This window comes from Nitrosomonas eutropha (assembly GCF_003201195.1).
GTDB classification, from domain to species: Bacteria; Pseudomonadota; Gammaproteobacteria; order Burkholderiales; family Nitrosomonadaceae; genus Nitrosomonas; species Nitrosomonas eutropha.
Genome location: NZ_QICQ01000020.1, coordinates 14182 through 32108 on the forward strand (window position 1 = coordinate 14182; position 17927 = coordinate 32108).

At 48.8% G+C, this 17927-nt stretch carries 16 protein-coding genes and 1 pseudogene; 9 read left to right on the plus strand and 8 right to left on the minus strand.

Annotated elements, in window-relative coordinates; genetic code table 11:
- Positions 1-38 precede the first annotated feature (38 nt).
- From hrpA to C8R14_RS08260, 4 genes are all read right to left on the minus strand, one after another.
- A complete protein-coding gene (gene hrpA / locus C8R14_RS08245) occupies positions 39-3800 on the minus strand; it encodes an ATP-dependent RNA helicase HrpA (protein ID WP_011634394.1) in 3762 nt (1253 codons plus the stop codon).
- Between the two features lie 6 nt (positions 3801-3806).
- The gene (locus tag C8R14_RS08250) at positions 3807-4286 is read right to left on the minus strand and encodes a hotdog fold thioesterase (protein ID WP_011634395.1); all 480 of its coding nucleotides are present in this window, start codon (positions 4284-4286) and stop codon (positions 3807-3809) included.
- 30 nt (positions 4287-4316) lie between these two features.
- Positions 4317-5426 carry a 3-deoxy-7-phosphoheptulonate synthase gene (locus tag C8R14_RS08255; protein WP_011634396.1) on the minus strand — a complete coding sequence of 370 codons (1110 nt, stop codon included), beginning with the start codon at positions 5424-5426 and terminating at the stop codon, positions 4317-4319.
- 144 nt (positions 5427-5570) lie between these two features.
- On the minus strand, positions 5571-7226 hold the full coding sequence (locus tag C8R14_RS08260; protein ID WP_011634397.1) for a MutS-related protein: 1656 nt from the start codon (positions 7224-7226) through the stop codon (positions 5571-5573).
- Positions 7227-7373: 147 nt separating this feature from the next.
- On the opposite strand from C8R14_RS08260, the gene C8R14_RS08265 reads away from it, so the two are divergent.
- From C8R14_RS08265 to C8R14_RS08285, 5 genes are read left to right on the plus strand one after another with little or no spacing between them, the layout of a single operon-like run.
- A complete protein-coding gene (locus tag C8R14_RS08265) occupies positions 7374-7952 on the plus strand; it encodes a DUF2062 domain-containing protein (protein ID WP_011634398.1) in 579 nt (192 codons plus the stop codon).
- Between the two features lie 12 nt (positions 7953-7964).
- Positions 7965-9119, plus strand: coding sequence for an efflux RND transporter periplasmic adaptor subunit (locus C8R14_RS08270; RefSeq protein WP_011634399.1), 1155 nt, complete (start codon positions 7965-7967; stop codon positions 9117-9119).
- Entirely contained in the window at positions 9116-9787 is a 672-nt protein-coding gene (locus tag C8R14_RS08275; protein WP_011634400.1) for an ABC transporter ATP-binding protein, read from the plus strand. The genes C8R14_RS08270 and C8R14_RS08275 overlap by 4 nt, the downstream gene beginning before the upstream one ends.
- Positions 9784-10986, plus strand: a complete 1203-nt coding sequence (locus tag C8R14_RS08280; RefSeq protein ID WP_011634401.1) for an ABC transporter permease — start codon at positions 9784-9786, stop codon at positions 10984-10986. The genes C8R14_RS08275 and C8R14_RS08280 overlap by 4 nt, the downstream gene beginning before the upstream one ends.
- Before the next feature lie 5 nt (positions 10987-10991).
- On the plus strand, positions 10992-12191 hold the full coding sequence (locus C8R14_RS08285; RefSeq protein ID WP_011634402.1) for an ABC transporter permease: 1200 nt from the start codon (positions 10992-10994) through the stop codon (positions 12189-12191).
- Between the two features lie 9 nt (positions 12192-12200).
- Here the strand turns inward: C8R14_RS08285 and C8R14_RS08290 are convergent, their stop codons facing one another.
- Positions 12201-12725, minus strand: a complete 525-nt coding sequence (locus tag C8R14_RS08290; protein ID WP_041353488.1) for a cytochrome P460 family protein — start codon at positions 12723-12725, stop codon at positions 12201-12203.
- Positions 12726-13320: 595 nt separating this feature from the next.
- On the opposite strand from C8R14_RS08290, the gene C8R14_RS08295 reads away from it, so the two are divergent.
- From C8R14_RS08295 to C8R14_RS08310, 4 genes are all read left to right on the plus strand, one after another.
- The gene (locus C8R14_RS08295) at positions 13321-14166 is read left to right on the plus strand and encodes a bifunctional helix-turn-helix domain-containing protein/methylated-DNA--[protein]-cysteine S-methyltransferase (RefSeq protein ID WP_011634404.1); all 846 of its coding nucleotides are present in this window, start codon (positions 13321-13323) and stop codon (positions 14164-14166) included.
- A 2-nt stretch (positions 14167-14168) separates the two neighbouring features.
- On the plus strand, positions 14169-14882 hold the full coding sequence (locus C8R14_RS08300; RefSeq protein ID WP_011634405.1) for a 2OG-Fe(II) oxygenase: 714 nt from the start codon (positions 14169-14171) through the stop codon (positions 14880-14882).
- A 185-nt stretch (positions 14883-15067) separates the two neighbouring features.
- Complete coding sequence (locus tag C8R14_RS14395; protein ID WP_041353490.1) at positions 15068-15316, plus strand: Ada metal-binding domain-containing protein; 249 nt, start codon at positions 15068-15070, stop codon at positions 15314-15316.
- Complete coding sequence (locus C8R14_RS08310) at positions 15292-15918, plus strand: alpha-ketoglutarate-dependent dioxygenase AlkB family protein (RefSeq protein ID WP_011634406.1); 627 nt, start codon at positions 15292-15294, stop codon at positions 15916-15918. The genes C8R14_RS14395 and C8R14_RS08310 overlap by 25 nt, the downstream gene beginning before the upstream one ends.
- A gap of 129 nt (positions 15919-16047) precedes the next feature.
- Here the strand turns inward: C8R14_RS08310 and C8R14_RS08315 are convergent, their stop codons facing one another.
- The 3 genes and pseudogenes from C8R14_RS08315 to C8R14_RS08325 all read right to left on the minus strand — a co-directional run bounded on the left by C8R14_RS08315 (position 16048) and on the right by C8R14_RS08325 (position 17863).
- Positions 16048-16635: a DUF938 domain-containing protein gene (locus C8R14_RS08315; RefSeq protein ID WP_011634407.1), complete on the minus strand. Its 588-nt coding sequence runs from the start codon at positions 16633-16635 to the stop codon at positions 16048-16050.
- Between the two features lie 20 nt (positions 16636-16655).
- The gene (locus C8R14_RS08320; RefSeq protein ID WP_242500151.1) at positions 16656-17075 is read right to left on the minus strand and encodes a glutathione S-transferase N-terminal domain-containing protein; all 420 of its coding nucleotides are present in this window, start codon (positions 17073-17075) and stop codon (positions 16656-16658) included.
- Between the two features lie 31 nt (positions 17076-17106).
- A pseudogene (locus C8R14_RS08325) lies at positions 17107-17863 on the minus strand (IS5 family transposase).
- Positions 17864-17927 lie beyond the last annotated feature (64 nt).

Sequence of the window (17927 nt, forward strand, 5' to 3'; positions counted from 1 at the left end):
TTTGTCAAAATCCTGCTATTTCGATAGATAGGGTTCATCTACTCATGCACGCTTTCCCACAGTTTTTGTAGGCGTTTGACTGATACAGGCATGGGGGTTTTCAGTTCCTGGCTGAACAGGGAAATACGCAGTTCTTCAATTTGCCAGCGGAATATTTCCAGATTCGGGTCGGTTACGCTGGCCTGGCGGTGTTTATACAGGCGTTGTTCGTACTGTTCCCACAGTGTGGTGACAATTTCGGTTTGTTCCTGGTCGCGTTCCGGATTTTTGTTGTATTTGTCGAGGCGTAGAATCATGCCTCTGAGATAACGCGGGAGGTGTTGCAGGTACTGCCAGCGGGTTGTGCTCAGGAATCCCGGATAAATCAGGTGGTGCAGCTGTGTTTCCAGATCTTTTTTCAGGAAAGCCACTGATTTTTCCAGAGTGGCTAGTCGCTTTTTCAATTCCTGACAAGGTTGGGCAATCGTCTGGATCAGCTCGGCCATCTCCTGCGAAATAGCTCCCAGCCGTGTACGTGCACGTGTAGATTGTGCGGTAAATTCATGTTCGTTACGCGGTAGCGGATCATCGCCGATCAGAGCCAGATCAATGATGGCCGAACGGATATCTTCCCTGAGCCTGCCAATCTCGATTAAATTGCTCATGAGTAGGATTGCTTTCTGATCAACGGGTAAATTTTTTTCCAGTTGCCTGATTCTGTCCTTAAGCGCAAGGCATAACAACCGCCGCACCCCTCCCCGCATACTGTGTTGCGCGCCTTGCTGCGTATCAAATATACGAATGGCAACACTTTGCTCCTGATCAACCAGTGCCGGATAGCCGGTCAGTTGCTGATTGCCCCGGTTAAAACGGGTTTCCTGTGGTAATTCTCCAAAATCCCATTGGGTGATGCCGTCACGCTCGATTGAATTGGGCTCTGCTCCCGCGCCACGCGTAAATAATTGCTGTGCTGTCTGGCCAAATTGTGCTTTTAATTCAGCCAGATCATGCCCCATGCCCAGCGTGGTGCCGGCATCGTCGATCACTTTGACATTCATTTGCAAATGCACGGGTAACGATTTGTCATCCCAGCTATCCAGCGGCACCTTGATTCCAGTTTCGTTGCGGATGAATATGGACAGGGATTCAGCAAGCAGCACAGCCTGATCCGGGCAGGTGTCCAGCCATTCCAGAAAGCGGGTAACGAATTGCGGCACCGGAATGGCGTGGCGGCGGATCGGCTTGGGTAACATCTTCACATACCAGGTCACTTTTTCCCGGATTAACCCCGGTACCAACCGGTCGAAATGAAACGGTATGAATTGATTGAGTAACGGCAGCGGGATGGTAACTGTTACCCCATCCAGAGGATGACCGGGATCAAAGTGGTAGCTCAAGGGCAGATCATGGCCAGCTACTACCAGTGTTTCAGGAAACTGCTCGATGGTTGCTGCATCTGCAGCTTGCCGCATCAGCATTTCCCGCGTCAGGTACAACAGCCTGGGGTCAATCTGTTCTACCTGCTTGCGCCATTTTTCAAAGGTATTGCCACTACTAATATCTGCAGGAATACGCGCAGCATAAAACTCGAATATCTGCTGATCATCCACCAGAATATCCTGCCTTCGCACCTTGCTTTCCAGTTCGCAGATTTCATCAATCAACTGCTGATTGTGCTGCAGGAAAGGTGCATTGCTTTTATATGCTCTTGCGACCAATGCTTCACGGATAAAAATTTCGCGTGCATGGGCTGGGTCAATCGGGCCATAAGCCACGCATCGTTTGGGTACGATGGTCAGGCCATACAGGGTGACACGCTCAAACACGACAGCTTGTGCGCGCTGTTTTTCCCAGTGCGGATCAAAGTAGTGTTTTTTACACAGTTTGCCAGCGATTTTTTCCAGCCAGATTGGATCGATGGCGGCTACACAACGTGCATAAAGTTTGGTGGTTTCTGCCAGCTCGGCCGCAACTACCCATTTCGGCTGTTTTTTTCTCAGGGATGATCCAGGGAAAATTGAAAACTTGATTGCACGCGCACCTTCGTATATCCCCTTCTCATCCGATTTGAAGCCGATATTACCTAGCAGGCCGGACAGCAGCGCCCGGTGAATTTCATCATAACTGGCAGGAACCTGGTTAGGACGTAACCCCATTTCCTGAATCTGCGTATGCAACTGGCCGTGAATCTCGCGCCATTCCCGCATTCTGCGATGGGAAATAAAATTTTTCTGACATTGTTCAATCAGCTTTCTATTGGATTTTTTGTGTTTGAGCAGATCGTTATAGAAATCCCACAATTTGAGATAACCAATGAAATCGGAGCGATCATCGCGGAATAGCTGGTGCGCTTGATCAGCCGCCTGTTGATGTTCAAATGGTCGATCACGCGGATCCTGCAGACTGAGGGCGGAAGCGATGATCAGCACTTCGGTCAGGCAGTTTTCTTGCCTGGCGGCAATAATCATGCGGGCAATTTTAGGATCGATGGGAAACCTTGCCAGTTGATGCCCGGTTTGTGTCAGCCCTTTTTGCTCATTCAGCGCACCAAGTTCCGATAAAAGCTGGTAACCATCGGCAATCATGCGCGCAGCAGGCGGCTGAATAAACGGAAACTGTTCCACATCTCCAATTTTCAGCGATTTCATGCGCAAAATAACCGCCGCTAACGAGGAACGCAGAATCTCCGGATCGGTATATTGCGGGCGGGCAGCAAAATCTTCTTCTGAATACAGGCGAAAACATACGCCGTTCATCACCCTGCCGCATCGTCCAGCACGCTGATTGGCCGAAGCCTGGGAAATTTTCTCGATCAGCAGCTGCTCCACCTTGTTGCGATAGCTGTAACGATTAATGCGTGCCAACCCGGTATCAATCACATAGCGAATACCGGGAACCGTGAGTGAAGTTTCGGCAACGTTGGTGGCCAGCACAATGCGTCGCCGTTGGCCAGGCATAAAAATACGCGCCTGTTCTGTGTGGGACAATCGGGCAAACAGGGGCAAGATCTCTGTGCCAGCCCTGCTACCGGGGCCGGAAAAGGTGTGTTTACGCAAGATTTCTGCGGTTTCCCGTATTTCCCGTTCTCCGGGCAGGAATACCAGCATATCTCCCTCCCCCATGTGCATGGCTTCATCAACCACATTCAGAATGACTCGGGACAGATCACGCTCCTCACCATCTGCCTGATCGTTGAACGACCGGTAATGGATCTCTACCGGGAATAATCTGCCAGATACCTCAATGACAGGTGCATTATTAAAATGGGAAGCAAAGCGCTGGGCATCAATGGTGGCGGATGTAATAATCAGCTTCAGATCCGGACGGCGCGGCAGTAATTGCTTGAGATAGCCGAGCAGGAAATCGATATTCAGGCTGCGCTCATGCGCTTCATCGATGATGATGGTTTGATAGGCGCGCAGCATGGGATCTTGCTGTGTTTCAGCCAGCAAGATCCCATCGGTCATCAACTTGATACGTGTATCAGGATGCGTCTGATCAGAGAAGCGGACTTTATAGCCGACCAGTTGTCCAAGCGGGCTGTTCAGTTCCGTGGCAATACGTGCAGCAACGGTTCTGGCAGCAATACGCCGGGGCTGGGTATGACCAATCAGTTTTTTGGCACCCCGCTGCTCTCCAATACTATGTTCCAGTTCCAGGCATATTTTTGGTAACTGCGTGGTTTTGCCGGAACCGGTTTCACCACAGATAATAACGGCTTGATGCTGCGCGATCGCGCGCGCGATTTCTTCACGTCGCGCGACGACCGGCAGTTCTTCCGGATAGGTGATGCGGGTAATTGATTCGGAGGGAGGTGCCAATAAATGTTACTTGCCGACGATGATGGTCTCTTTCTGGTTGCTGAGTGTGCCCTGCTCAATAATGGCAACGGTTAGCTTGGAAACAGCAACACGCTTGCCAGTGGCCTCCTCGGTAATGTCCGTTTGCCAGACCTGGATGCGTCTGCCGACATGCAACGGCGTACATACACCAATGACATTTCCTTCAGCCACTGCCCGGATATGGTTGGCATTTATTTCAATGCCAACAGCCCGGTAAATTTCAGGGTTGATCGTCATCCACGCGGATACGCTGCCCAGGGTTTCGGATAGCACGCAGCTGGCACCCCCGTGCAAAATACCAAAAGGCTGGGTGGTGCGATGATCTACCGGCATGCTGGCCTTAAGGAAATTCGGGCCAACTTCCAGGAAGCGTATACCAATATGCACACCCATATTGGCATTACGCAACCCTTCCAGATAATCAATAGTGTAGTTTTTAAACCAGATCGCTTGATCAGAACTCATATTGTCTCCACATACTTAACAGGTCGGGGCTCAGGAATTTGCAGCAGAATGGATTGGGATCAATACCGGTTCGGCGCGATGTTTACCTCTGCGCTTTTCCACTGCTTCGGCCAGATCGGAAAGTACCTGTTGTGTTGTCTCGAAATCAATACAGCCGTCTGTAATACTCTGTCCGTAAACCAGCTCTTTCAATTGTTTGCCTTCCACATTCTGCCGACCTGCCACCAGGTGGCTTTCAAGCATGACACCACTGATTGAGCGATTACCTTCCGTAATTTGTCGTGCAACATCAGCAGCCACTTCCGGCTGACGCCGATAATCCTTGTGGCTGTTCGCATGGCTGCAGTCGATCATCAGATAAGGAGGCAGTTTAGCTTTTGTTAACGCCTCAACTGCAGAAGCAACATTTCCTACATCATAATTCGGTGATCTTCCGCCACGCAGGATGATATGACAATCCTCATTTCCCCTGGTTGTGAAAGTGGCCACCCGTCCTTCTTTGGTGACTGACAGGAAATTATGCGGGTGGGAGGCTGCACTAATTGCATCAATTGCAATATTCAGATTACCGTAGGTGCCATTCTTGAACCCTACCGGACACGAAACACCGGAGGCCAGTTCGCGATGTCCCTGGCTTTCAGTTGTCCGGGCACCGATAGCTGCCCAGCTAATCAGGTCGGCCACATACTGCGGGCTGATCAGATCAAGAAATTCAGTAGCAGCCGGCATATCTGTATTGCCCAGTTTCAGCAATAAATTGCGAGCCAGTCGTAACCCTTTGTCAATATTGAAACTGTTATCCAGATCCGGATCATTGATCAGGCCTTTCCAGCCAACGGTTGTGCGGGGTTTCTCGAAATAAACCCGCATAATGATATGTAACTGACCTTTCAGCTCCTGACGCAGACGACTCAGCCGGGAAGCATATTCTACGGCTGCATCTACATCATGAATTGAACACGGGCCGCAAATGACAAGCAACCGATCATCCTCTCCCCGCAATATGTCATGGCACTCCTGCCTGGCAGTGACCACTGTTTCCGTTGCACGCTCGGTCAGAGGGTGCTCACGAAGCAGTTGCACTGGCGTGATCAGCTCATCTCCTCTGATAATGCGCCGATCGTCAGTTTTATGTTCCACTGATAATTCCTCGATGATTATTTCTCTCCATTTGTCCTCGCTACTCCACAAAAACGTACTATCCACTGTTCACTGTTACATTATGTGGTTCAGCTCTGCCTTAACAAGTAGGTCTATTTTACTGCGATGTCTCGCTAATCTCCATCATTCCTGTAACGAAGCCAGATGACTGGCCACATCTTCCTTGCTGAAACCGATTGCACTGGCAATACGGTCTGCATGGCTGATGCGCGAGACACCCGGAACAAGCCGGTGTGTCGGCTTCTCTGAAACGAATTCAACTTGCAGATAGTCTCCGATTTCTTCCTGCTGCAAACGTTCGCACAATTCGTGATTATGGGTCACCAGCAGCGTGGTGGCACCCAGCTGATGAAATCCTTTCAGCACATACTCCGAAAGTGTCATTTTTTCTTCAAAGGTGGTGCCTTCCGCCAGTTCATCCAGTATCACCAGAGAACGTGGTGTCGAATTGAAGAAGATTTCGCGGGTTTGTTTCAGCTCATGTGCAAAACGCCCCATTCCTTCCTCCAGTTGGCCGGGAGCAGGAATCTGATAAAAAATATGCTCTGCAGGCACTATTCGTGCTTGCGTTGCTGGGATATACGCTCCGGCTTGCGCCAGCAGCTGAATCTGAGCAACCGTTTTGCAGTAGGCGGTTTTTCCACCGCTGTTTGGCCCCGTCACGATCAGCAAGCGTTTATTGTTATCCAGCGTAATATCGTTGGGAACATAATCCGGATGCGTCCGTACCAGCAATGGGTTTTTGGCGGCAGAAGCAACCAGTGTGTGACGTTCGTTCCTATAGATTTCCGGCAGAACGGAATCTCCTGGTATGGAATGCGCATGCCGACGCAATGCCAGCAATTCATCAATCATCCCCAGTGCTTCAATTGCTCTAGCCAATTCCGGACTACTCCGAAACAGTTTCTGCAGCGGGTAGATGACCGAATCCCGGTCGGATGCACTGACTGCTTGTAAAATGATCGGAATGATCGGCACAAGCAGGATCAAAACCCCATAGCCAATGTAGCTGGCACCCAGCTCGCTCAGTGTACTCTGAAAGAAAAAAAGCAGACCGGCCATAAAAACCAGAAAGAAACCGATAAACGGCCACTTGAACACAGAGGGGCGAAATCGCGGAATAGGTAAGCGAGATTTTTCTTCTCTTGTCAGAAATTTTCTTTCCGAGACATAGATGGGTCCATGCATGAGTGAATAAGTACGTGTCCGGGCAAAATCACGCAACGCTTGCACCAGCGTGCGCAGGTAATCACTATTGGGAGTGGGAAGCGCTTCTGCCTGATCTACCATATCTACAGCAAAACCAGTGCCATCAACAAACTGACGATAGCCGTATCCACCAAATTCCAGTCTTTCCTTACCGGTTTTATCTTTGGGATCATCGGTCGTCAGTCCGCCTGCAAACTCGCCGTAAAGCAGATGGTATAGTGAGGTTTCATCGAACGCCATTCGTTTGATGTACTTTTCCAGGGCGTCCAACAGCTCAGGATTGGATTCAAGTTCACGCAACGCTTCCTGCTTGCTTTGTAATAATGCAGCATCGGTCACCGGGCGCGCAATTGAGCGGTACAATACGGATTGCCCTACCCGGGTCTGTGCATGGTTGATTTCATCAAACAGGGCATCAGCCTCCACCGCAACAAAAGTCTTGGCATCCAGTGCCCCGTAATTATCTGCAGTGGGTTTTGTATCCCGTATCTGCGTCTGATGTTTGCCGGATGACAAAATGAAACTTTCGCGCCAGACAGAAGCAGTAACAGCTTGTGATGTATCATTCATATTTTTATATATTGATGGATTGCAATTGAACTTAGCTCGTACAACTTTAGACGATTTTACTACCTCATGCAGGGATTAATGGTGATAAAACCTCCCTCATCGCCTTACTATTAATTACTAAGTAATTAATTTTTTCGGGCAAGAATCATGCTGCGTAAAATTTTTAAAAAATATCTGCCTTCTCACGAAAGTATCCAGCAGAGCCGCTTTGTGAAATTTTTTGGCACGCTGCTGTATCATCATAACCTTTGGCATTTACACCGCCGTTCTGTTGCCGGAGGAGTAGCTGCCGGTCTGTTCGCCGGTCTGGTTCCGGGCAGCAATCCGGTGCAGTTCTTTTTTGCCACTCTGTTTTCCGTGATTTTCAAGGTCAATCTGCCCATCGCTGTATTTACGACGCTTTACTCCAATCCTTTTACTATCGTACCGCTTTATATAGCAGCGTATTTTTTGGGTAGCTGGGCGACCGGCAGCAAGATAAGTAGCATGGATGACCTGCCTCCACTGGAATTGCATTTGCTGGACAAACATCTTTCTGAATGGGCTCCCGTACTGACGGACTATCTGGCAACCCTCGGGAAACCACTGATTGTCGGGCTATTTTTACTAGCCTCCCTGCTATCTGTCACCGGCTATTTCGCGGTACGCATGTTCTGGCGTTACTACGTTATCCATACATGGCATAAACGAGCCAAGCGTAAGCGTCACTCCAACAATAACCCCTAACCTTTCATCTTCATGCCTGGAACACGTTTACTGCTTCGCATAGCAGGCATTGCGCTACTGATTACCGCAGCAGGGTACATCACTTGGCATTTAACCAGAAGCCAGCCTCTGGAAGTGGAACTGGCGACCGTTAGTCGCGGTGCCGTTGAAGCCACGGTGGTCAATACGCGCGCTGGCACGATCAAGGCATGCCGACGAGCCAAATTATCTCCACAAGCAGGTGGCCAGATCATCCGTATGGAAATCAGAGAAGGAGATCGGATCAAGAAAGATCAGGTGCTACTTGAATTATGGAATACCGATCTGCAAGCACAACATGATCTGGCAAAGCAGCAATTGGCTACAGCAGAAAGCCGGCGACAGGAATCCTGCATCCTGGCTGACAACGCACAACGTGAATATATCCGCACCCAACAACTGGTTGAGAAAGGATTTGTTAGCGTACAGCGTGCCGATGATGCAAGCGCTACTGCCAAAGCCAACCGGGCAGCCTGTGCCGCCACGGGTGCAGAAGTCAGGCGAGCGCGTGCACAGATTGCAGTCAGCCAGGCCAACCTGGATCGAACACAGCTTATTGCTCCTTTTGCTGGAGTCATTGCTCAGATCACAGGAGAACTGGGCGAATATGTCACCCCTTCCCCGCCGGGAATTCCCACCCCGCCAGCAGTTGATCTGATTGATGACTCCTGCCTGTATGTCAGTGCGCCGATGGATGAAGTCGATGCACCCAAAATCCGGGTGGGACAAGTTGCACGCATCACGCTGGATGCCCTCCCTGGCCAGATTTTTGAGGGGAAAGTACGTCGTATTGCCCCTTATGTGACTGAAGTCGAGAAACAGGCGCGCACGGTGGATGTGGAAGCCGAATTTGCCAATCCTGATCAGGCTGTTTTGCTGGTGGGTTATAGCGCAGATATCGAAGCAATTATTGATCATCGTGAAAATGTGCTACGCGTTCCCACCCAGGTGATCCGTCAGGGCAACAAGGTTTGGGTGCTGGATCAAGATAGCAGGCTTGAGGAGCAAACGCTGAAAACAGGCCTGGCAAACTGGGCCTATACCGAAGTGCTTGAAGGGTTGTCTGAAGGGGATCAGGTACTGCTGTCCGGCGATAATGGAGAAATCAAAACGGGCACACAAGTGACCCCCAAACCTCCTCAGCCATGATACAGCTCCAGGGTATCACCCGGATTTTTCATATGGGGGATCAAGCTATCCATGCACTTGACCATATTGATCTGACAATCGACTCTGGTGAATATGTTTCCATCATGGGGCCTTCCGGATCGGGCAAATCAACCCTGCTGAATGTTATCGGTTTACTCGACCGGCCGGACAGCGGGCATTATCTACTGGATGGCAGAGACGTCACCGCACTGTCGGAAACCGAGCAAGCACAAGTTCGCCGGGAAAAAATTGGTTTTGTTTTCCAATCTTTCCATCTGATCCCGCGTTTGACGGCTGCAGAAAACATTGAAATTCCTCTGATACTGACTGGCATGCCTTCAATAGAGCGTAAGGAGCGCATCGCAGAAACCTTGCAGGCATTCAACTTGAGTGATCGTGCACACCACCGACCGGCTGAACTATCTGGCGGGCAGCGCCAGCGGGTGGCCATTGCCCGCGCAACGATCTTGCGTCCTACTGCATTGCTGGCGGATGAACCCACCGGCAATCTTGATCATCGTATCGGCTCAGAAGTAGCAACGTTGCTGGAAGCATTGAATCAAACAGGTACCACGCTTATCGTCGTAACGCATGATCGCGAACTGGCATTACGCGCCCGGCGCCGGGTTGCCATGCACGATGGTCGGATCGAAACCGACGAACAATGAGACTACAGGATCTCCTGCGTTTTTCCCTTAAAACTATTACCAGCTACCCTGCTCGCTCGTTTTTGATCATACTGGCCATGGCATTGGGTGTGGCTGCAGTGATCATTCTGACTGCATTGGGCGATGGGGCGCGCCAGTATGTCGTCAATGAATTTTCTTCGATCGGCACCAACCTGATTATTGTCCTGCCTGGTCGTTCCGAAACAGCAGGGAGTTTTCCAGGCGCAGTCATGGGCCAGACGTCAAGAGATCTGACGCTGGATGATGCTCATTGGGTAGGAAGGCTGCCACAAGTCAGGCGTTACGCTCCCCTGAATGTCGGTGTGGCTGAACTTTCTGCTGCAGGCAAGCTGCGGGAAGTCACGCTGATGGGCACCACCGCGGATATTTTCCCAATCCGTCACATGAAGCTTTCACAGGGAAAATTTCTTTCAAGCGCGGATGAAAGCAGTGCCCAGATTGTATTGGGTGCCAAGATTGCACAGGAATTTTTCCCGGATGGAAATGTACTGGGGCAGCGCGTTCGCCTGAGTGATCGGCGTTTTCTGGTCACCGGCGTGATGGCGGAACAAGGCGAATCCATGGGATACAACTCGGATGAACTGGTCATTATTCCTATCCAGCATGCCCAGACATTACTCAACACTAATTCGCTGTTCCGGTTGCTGATTGAAATCCGCCATCATGGCGAAATCGATAATGCCAGGGAAGCAATTCGTCAAACGCTCATTCGACGTCATGACGGGGAAGATGATGTCACCGTAATCGCCCATGATGCTGTACTGGCTACATTTGAACGTATCCTGCGTGCATTGACACTGGGGGTTGCCGGTATCGCCGTCATCAGCCTTGCTGTTGCCGGCATTTTGGTGATGAATGTTATGCTGGTATCGGTCAGTCAGCGCACGGCAGAAATTGGGCTACTCAAGGCAATTGGCACGCCGGCTGCTGTCATTCGCTATATTTTTCTGGCTGAAGCCGTCTGGCTATCCCTGGCGGGAGCCCTGGCCGGATTCATACTGGGACAGGCAGGCAGCTGGGCACTACGTCTGGCATATCCGCTGTTGCCCGCCTGGCCACCACTCTGGGCCAATTTTGCCGGGGTAGGAGTCGCAGTATTGGCTGGCGTTCTGGCGGGATTATTACCGGCAATCCGTGCGGCGAAACTGGATCCGGTTGATGCACTTGGCAAGCGATAAAGTCGATGAATCTTGTTGAATCCCTGAGATTTGCACTCCGCGCATTAACCGCCCACCGAACGCGCACATTTCTGTCTGCATCCGGTATTGCCATCGGCATTGCCGCCGTGATCCTGTTAACATCAATCGGTGCAGGTATCCAGCGTTTTGTGTTATCCGAATTCACCCAGTTTGGAACCAACATTGTGAATATCACACCCGGCAAGACTCGTACGCGAGGTGCTTCGACCGGATCAATTAGCAGTGTGCGCCTGTTGACAATTGAGGATTCGCTCGCGCTGAAATCCTCTCGCCATGCGGTCTATACCAATGCAACCGTCACCGGGAACGCGGAAGTACGCGGTAACGGCCACAGCCGACGAGTTACTGTATATGGCCAGGGGCCGGATTTCGATCGGGCATTTAATATGCACACTGCGATCGGGCAATTCCTACCAGCGGACGATCCGCGTAATCCACGCGCCTTTGCTGTGCTCGGTGCAAAAGTACACAAGGAGCTGTACGGCAGTACCAATCCGCTTGGCTCGGTACTGCAGGTCGGTGGTTCACGTTTTCGTATCATTGGTGTCATGGCCTCCAAGGGCCAGGTACTGGGTTTTGATCTGGATGATACGGTTTACATTCCCACAGCACGGGCATTGGAAGTTTTCAACCGGGAAGGTGTGATGGAAATTCAGGTAGTCTATCCGCCAGCCACACCACTGGATGAAGTCACGCAAGATATCAAACGTATCATGCTTAAACGGCACGGGCGTGAAGATTTTACGATAACACCACAGCAGCAGATGCTCAGTACACTCTCTACCGTACTGAATGTACTGACTTTTGCCGTCGCGGTATTGGGAGGAATTTCATTGCTGGTCGGAGCGGTGGGGATGATCACACTGATGCACATCACTGTAACAGAACGGATGGCCGAGATCGGCTTGCTGAATGCATTAGGTGCAACCCCCATGCGTATCCGTATCTTGTTCCTGCTGGAATCCACCGCGCTTTCGACGCTGGGGGGGATTGTCGGATTAATCACAGGATCAGGGATTGCCGGACTACTGGGAATACTGGTCAGCGATTTGCCCATCAGCATCCCGTGGCGCTATGTCATCGCGGCATTGCTCCTGTCAGGGGTAATCGGGCTGGCAGCGGGCATTGTTCCCGCCATACGCGCAGCCCGTCTTAATCCGGTGGATGCCCTACGCGCTGAGTAAAGCCTGGCTTCAGTGATTTTTTACGTAATCCACTAACTTCTGGAAGGAAAATAGATTGTCCTGTTTCTGTAACGGGTTATGACATTGTGCACAATTCAGATCGTTATCCTTTACTTTGCCATTTGGTTCATACAAGGCAAACCCCCAGTTACCGGAGCGATCTTCTGCTTTAAAAGTGCCATCCCAGTCACTTCTTTTTTCCATAACACCTACAGCAGCCAGTTTGTCGATGACAAACAAGCCATCCTCACCCGATTGGATTTTGCCCTCGGCATCTTTCTTGGGTATATATATTTCCATGACCACAACTGAACCGGGAGCAGCCTCCTCACCTTTTTTGTAGCTATCCACGGCAATCTTATTTGCATAGAATTTTGCTAACTGTGTTTGATTAGCACGGTTAGCGGTGCCATATTGCGAAAATATCTCAGTATAATTTTCCGGAAACTTAACAAACTCCGGGTTTCCTCCCCCAAAGGCAGGGAATGACAACGTTAAACCGATCAGTGCAGACAAACCTAAACTTGATTTCATTTTTTCTCTCCTTTTAAAAATCATTCTGCGGGCAAATCACCAGCAAACATGATTTACTTTGTTTTTGAGCGGAAAACGAAACATACGTGTAAAACACGCAAATTCCACTGACATTATAGACGCTCCCCATACAAATCATGAAACCTATCATCTGGATGATGATACTCATCACAGAAATTCCTGCAGAGTCAGAAAATACCCATCCTTAATCATCTTGCAGACTGACCGGAATATCTCTCCGGACATGCAAAACGTCAATGTAAACGGCGGAAATAGAACCACAACGCTGATAATGACATTCAAACTTATGAAAACAGCTCAGAAAAAATGGTTTTGATTAAGCGGCTGAAAATTGTTAGCAGATGTCGTTTTCGGCGTTAAATTTGTGACGCGATTAAACAAAGTAGAGATCAAAAGCAGATGGCTACTTGATCCTCCATACATTCAATTTGACTATCGCTCATCGCAAACACAATCAGCCCTTGCTTAATCTGCGCTACAAATTTGATAGTCAGCAAGTTTCGGGTCGTGTTTATGAAAATTCGCTTTTATTCTATGGGGATAGGAAGGATAGAATATAACGCGAAGGATAAAAATGATGATCGATCAAGCGCAAACTCATTACGACCGTATTGTCAAAGCAATCGAATATATTCAAGAAAATTTTAAACAGCAGCCTGCTTTAGAGGATATTGCGGCGGCAGTACATTTAAGTCCGTTTTATTTTCAACGACTGTTTTCTGAATGGGCGGGAGTGAGTCCCAAGAAATTTGTCCAGTATCTTAGTTTGGAATACGCTAAAAGTTTGTTAAAAAACAGGAATTCCAGCTTGATGGAAGCAGCGTATGAGACAGGGCTATCGGGAGCCAGCCGATTGCACGATCTCTTTGTGAATATAGAATGCATGACGCCGGGTGAATTTAAAAATGGTGGCAAAGCCTTGCGTATCGATTACTGTTTTGCTGACAGTCCGTTTGGGAAAGTGATGATCGCATCTACCTCCAAGGGAGTTTGCCGGATCGCTTTTGAAGAGGATGAAGTCTTGGCTTTCAGCAATCTTAACAAGAGCTTTCCCAATGCTTCCTATACACAAAGGGTTAATCAATCTCACCAGGCTGCCCTGTTTATTTTTCAAAAAGATTGGTCACGGCTGGATGAAATCAAGCTACATTTAAACGGCACGCCGTTCCAACTCAAAGTTTGGGAATGCTTGCTCAAAATTCCGATGGGCGATCTAACCACCTACGGCCATATTGCAAAAACAATCGGCAACCCTAAAGCCTCCAGAGCTGTCGGTACGGCAATCAGCCGTAATCCCGTCGCATTTCTCATCCCATGCCACAGAGTCATCCAATCCAGTGGGCAGATCGGCGGTTATATGTGGGGGGCCACCCGAAAATCCGCGATGATTAGTTGGGAAGCCGCGAGAACGGGAGCATGAACATGCAAGACACTCTGAAAAAGATAGCTGCGGCGAATTGGCAACATGTGGCTGATGACATGCACGAAAAAGGCTATGCGATCGTGCCCGGTATTTTGTCGGCTGTGCAGTGCCGTCATTTCATTGAGCTTTACGACTGCCCTGACAGCTATCGCAAAACGGTAACCATGGCGCGTTATAGGTTTGGCCTGGGGGAGTATAAATATTTTGCCTACCCGTTGCCGGATATTATTCAGGCCTTACGGGAAAAGCTCTATGCCAAACTCGTTCCTGTTGCTAATCGATGGATGAACGCTTTGAATATCGAAACGCAGTTTCCAGAAAAACTGGCAGACTTGCATAAGCAGTGCCGCGACCATCATCAATGTCAGCCAACCCCCTTGATTTTGAAATACGGCAAAGGCGGGTTTAACACCTTGCATCAGGATTTGTACGGGGATATTTATTTCCCGATTCAAACCGTATTTTTTTTAACGGAACCTGATGAAGATTTTACCGGGGGCGAATTTGTCTTAACGCAGCAAACATCGCGAGCACAGTCCAAGGCAATCGTGTTAAAACCCAGGAAAGGCGACATGTTGATGATGACGACTCACTTTCGCCCTGTGAAGGGAAGCAGAGGTTATTACCGCGCGAATATGAAACATGGTGTCAGTGAAGTGCATAGCGGGCAACGCTATACGATGGGTATTATCTTTCACGATGCAGTAAGTTAAAGATCAAATAAACTCAGGCAGGGAGAGTGACGAATCCTGGCTGATGGTACTTGGGGTAGATGATTTACTAAAATCAATCACATTTTACGAAAATGGGTTTGTACCCCCATATTTTGAACACCTAATGGAAAATGTCACACTCCCTAAATTTACCCCTAACTCTGTTAAGTGGATAGACCCAGAAAATGATTCGGCATAGTGAAATTAGTGATCAGGATGTAAGGCGAGGGATAAAAGCCCTGCACATTCAATTTGGCGGCAACAGTCAACTGCAAATCTATGGCACTTTGGGATGTCAATCTGGCAAAAGAATGCGGCGCAAAAATCGGGTATTTTTTGCCAGTGCTCAAGCAGCCATCGAGGCAGGTTATCGCCCTTGCGGCAATTGTATGAAGGAAGCGTATAAGAAATGGACCGGATCACGCATACTTTAGATGCCCCTGAAAATCTGTTACCCCAAGCGGGGGAAGTCAATTATTACGGGCCAATTTTATCGCTGGAAGAATCTGATCGTTATTTAGCGATACTTCTGAAAGATATCGCGTGGCAACCGGATGAAGCGATTATTATGAGCAAACATATTTTGACCAAACGTCATGTCGCCTGGTACGCGAATTCACCCTTTCAATACACGTATTCGAAAATCACCAAACAGGCTCTGCCATGGACGCAGGATTTATTGGAGTTAAAAACGATTACTGAGCAGGTAAGTGGGGAGACATTCAATTCATGCCTGCTGAATCTTTATCATGATGGCTCCGAAGGCATGGCGTGGCACAGCGATGCAGAAAAAGATCTGAAAAGAGACGGGGCGATCGGCTCCTTAAGCTTGGGTGCAGAACGGAAGTTTGCATTTAAGCATAAGCGCAGCAAGGAAACCGTTTACATCCTGCTGGAACATGGTAGCCTGTTAGTGATGAAAGGAACCACCCAAACCCATTGGCTTCACCGATTGCCCCCAACCAAAACCATCCATACCCCCCGCGTTAATTTAACATTCCGCATGATTGTGAATCAGGGTATTGAGGTGACGTAATAGAATTTTTCAAAACAATGGAATATCTAGCCAAAGATTCCACACTGAAAACACTGCCTACCTACCCATTTCTGTGAATAGGGTGAACAGGCTCGCAGGCGCAGCAACAGTTACCTGTTACAGCTTAGCTTAGCGTTTAAAGTGCAATAATCGGTTATTAGCGGGCATGTCGTAATCTTGCTGCAAGTTGAAGCCAGCCTTAGCGGCAAGGGCAATCACATCTTCAATATTACGAATGCCCATTAACAGATCGCGTTGTTGTAAATGCTGATTAAAACTAGCATTACTGGCACTGGTAAATTGGCCATTGTAGTTAAAAGGGCCGTAAATACACAGCTGTGCTTCAGGTAAGCAAAACTCATTTAAGCGTTGAAACAGTTGTTCAACTATCTGCCACGGCATGATATGCAAGGTATTAGCAGTAAACAGCGCATCCACTTTTTCAGCACTAAACACCGAGCTAGTAATATCCAAAGCTAGCGGGGCAGGTAAATTTGCCAAGTTAGCTTGTTGGATCCGGGCGCTAAGGTCGGATAAATAAGCCGGTTGATCGCTACTTTGCCAGTTTAAGTGTGGTAAGTGCTTAGCAAAGTGGACGGCATGTTGGCCGGTGCCACTGCCTATTTCTAACACCCGCTTGCTATGCTGAAATACCTGCGTCAACACCTGCAGAATAGGCGCTTTGTTATTTTCACAAGCTTGAGAAAATGCTAGCACTATCTTTTTACCTACTTAGGTTATTCTGCCGCAAAGCGTTGCTGCAGGTAGGCAATAATATCGTTAGATTCATACAACCATTGCACCTCTCCGTTATCATGGCTAATACGTAAGCAAGGGACTTTAATCCGGCCTCCACCCGCTTTGAGAGCTTGGCGATGGGTTGGATTATCCAGGGCGTCGTACTTAACAACATTCAGGCTTAACCGGGCCATTTCTTTACGTACCCTAATACAAAATGGACAAGCCTTAAACTCATACAAAGCTAACTGACTGCAGTCTGCATCAACTTGGGCTTGCGCTTCACTATCACGATTTATGCCTTTAGGTGTGGTTAGCTTTTCGGCGATTAGCATAAAAGGGGTTAAAATAATTCGAATAAGTTTAAATACCAAACGCATATATTGACCACCTAAAAATTCAAATAAAAATTGTTGCACATTATGTCATAACCACTGCTATATAATGTAGTCACAAGATATCTGCCCAGAGGGCGAGACATCTAATTTGTACGGCGGCAAGGAAAGAAGAGGTATTTTTGGTGTGTCTGTAGCAACGCTACCTTTTGAAAAGAAGGAAAGTATTTTCGGCGAAATACCTCAGTTTATACAGCGCTTGATCATAATGTCTTTGCGTCTTCCGGTTCTTCTTTGGAGGAATAACAACCTCCACTCCCCGTTTTTCTGCCTGTTCAATAATGGCATTACTGTCATGCCACGATCTGCCAGCAGATGATCTGCATCCATCCCTTCGATCAGGCGGCCAACTTGCGTGTAATCAGCAGTGGTACCTTGTGTAACAAGGATTCTGACCGGCATACCATGCGCATCCACGGCCAGATGTATCTTGGTGTTGAGCCCCCTTTCGCCCGATTCATCTCCTGATTATCTCCTCTGGCCCCGCTGGCATGTGGGTGAACCTTGCCGTGACTGGTATCTATCATCAGCCATTCATAATCCGGATCATCCATCAGGATTTCCAGCAATTTTTCCCAGATACCCTTGTCACGCCAGCGAATAAAGCGACGGTGGGTATTACTCCACCCCCCATAGTCCGGCGGCAAATCCCGCCACGGGGCTCCTGTTCGCATAATCCATAAAACAGCATTGATAAACCGACGATTATCTGTGGCTATCCCTCCCCATGCCCCTTCTCTACCTGGTAAATGCCCCTCAAGTAGCGACCATACCTTATCTGAAATATCATGCCTGCGATGGGATGGTGTCATGCAAATCTCCTTTAATTTCTTAAAAGGATCTCATATTTCTTGTCTCATGACTACACTATCTAGC

Coding starts and splice junctions, on each gene's coding strand:
- C8R14_RS08250 (WP_011634395.1), bottom strand. CDS start 4,286: ATGAGTTCTGATCAAGCGATCTGGTTTAAAAACTACACTATTGATTAT.
- C8R14_RS08260 (WP_011634397.1), bottom strand. CDS start 7,226: ATGAATGATACATCACAAGCTGTTACTGCTTCTGTCTGGCGCGAAAGT.
- C8R14_RS08265 (WP_011634398.1), top strand. CDS start 7,374: ATGCTGCGTAAAATTTTTAAAAAATATCTGCCTTCTCACGAAAGTATC.
- C8R14_RS08270 (WP_011634399.1), top strand. CDS start 7,965: ATGCCTGGAACACGTTTACTGCTTCGCATAGCAGGCATTGCGCTACTG.
- C8R14_RS08275 (WP_011634400.1), top strand. CDS start 9,116: ATGATACAGCTCCAGGGTATCACCCGGATTTTTCATATGGGGGATCAA.
- C8R14_RS08280 (WP_011634401.1), top strand. CDS start 9,784: ATGAGACTACAGGATCTCCTGCGTTTTTCCCTTAAAACTATTACCAGC.
- C8R14_RS08285 (WP_011634402.1), top strand. CDS start 10,992: ATGAATCTTGTTGAATCCCTGAGATTTGCACTCCGCGCATTAACCGCC.
- C8R14_RS08290 (WP_041353488.1), bottom strand. CDS start 12,725: ATGAAATCAAGTTTAGGTTTGTCTGCACTGATCGGTTTAACGTTGTCA.
- C8R14_RS08295 (WP_011634404.1), top strand. CDS start 13,321: ATGATGATCGATCAAGCGCAAACTCATTACGACCGTATTGTCAAAGCA.
- C8R14_RS08300 (WP_011634405.1), top strand. CDS start 14,169: ATGCAAGACACTCTGAAAAAGATAGCTGCGGCGAATTGGCAACATGTG.
- C8R14_RS14395 (WP_041353490.1), top strand. CDS start 15,068: ATGATTCGGCATAGTGAAATTAGTGATCAGGATGTAAGGCGAGGGATA.
- C8R14_RS08310 (WP_011634406.1), top strand. CDS start 15,292: ATGGACCGGATCACGCATACTTTAGATGCCCCTGAAAATCTGTTACCC.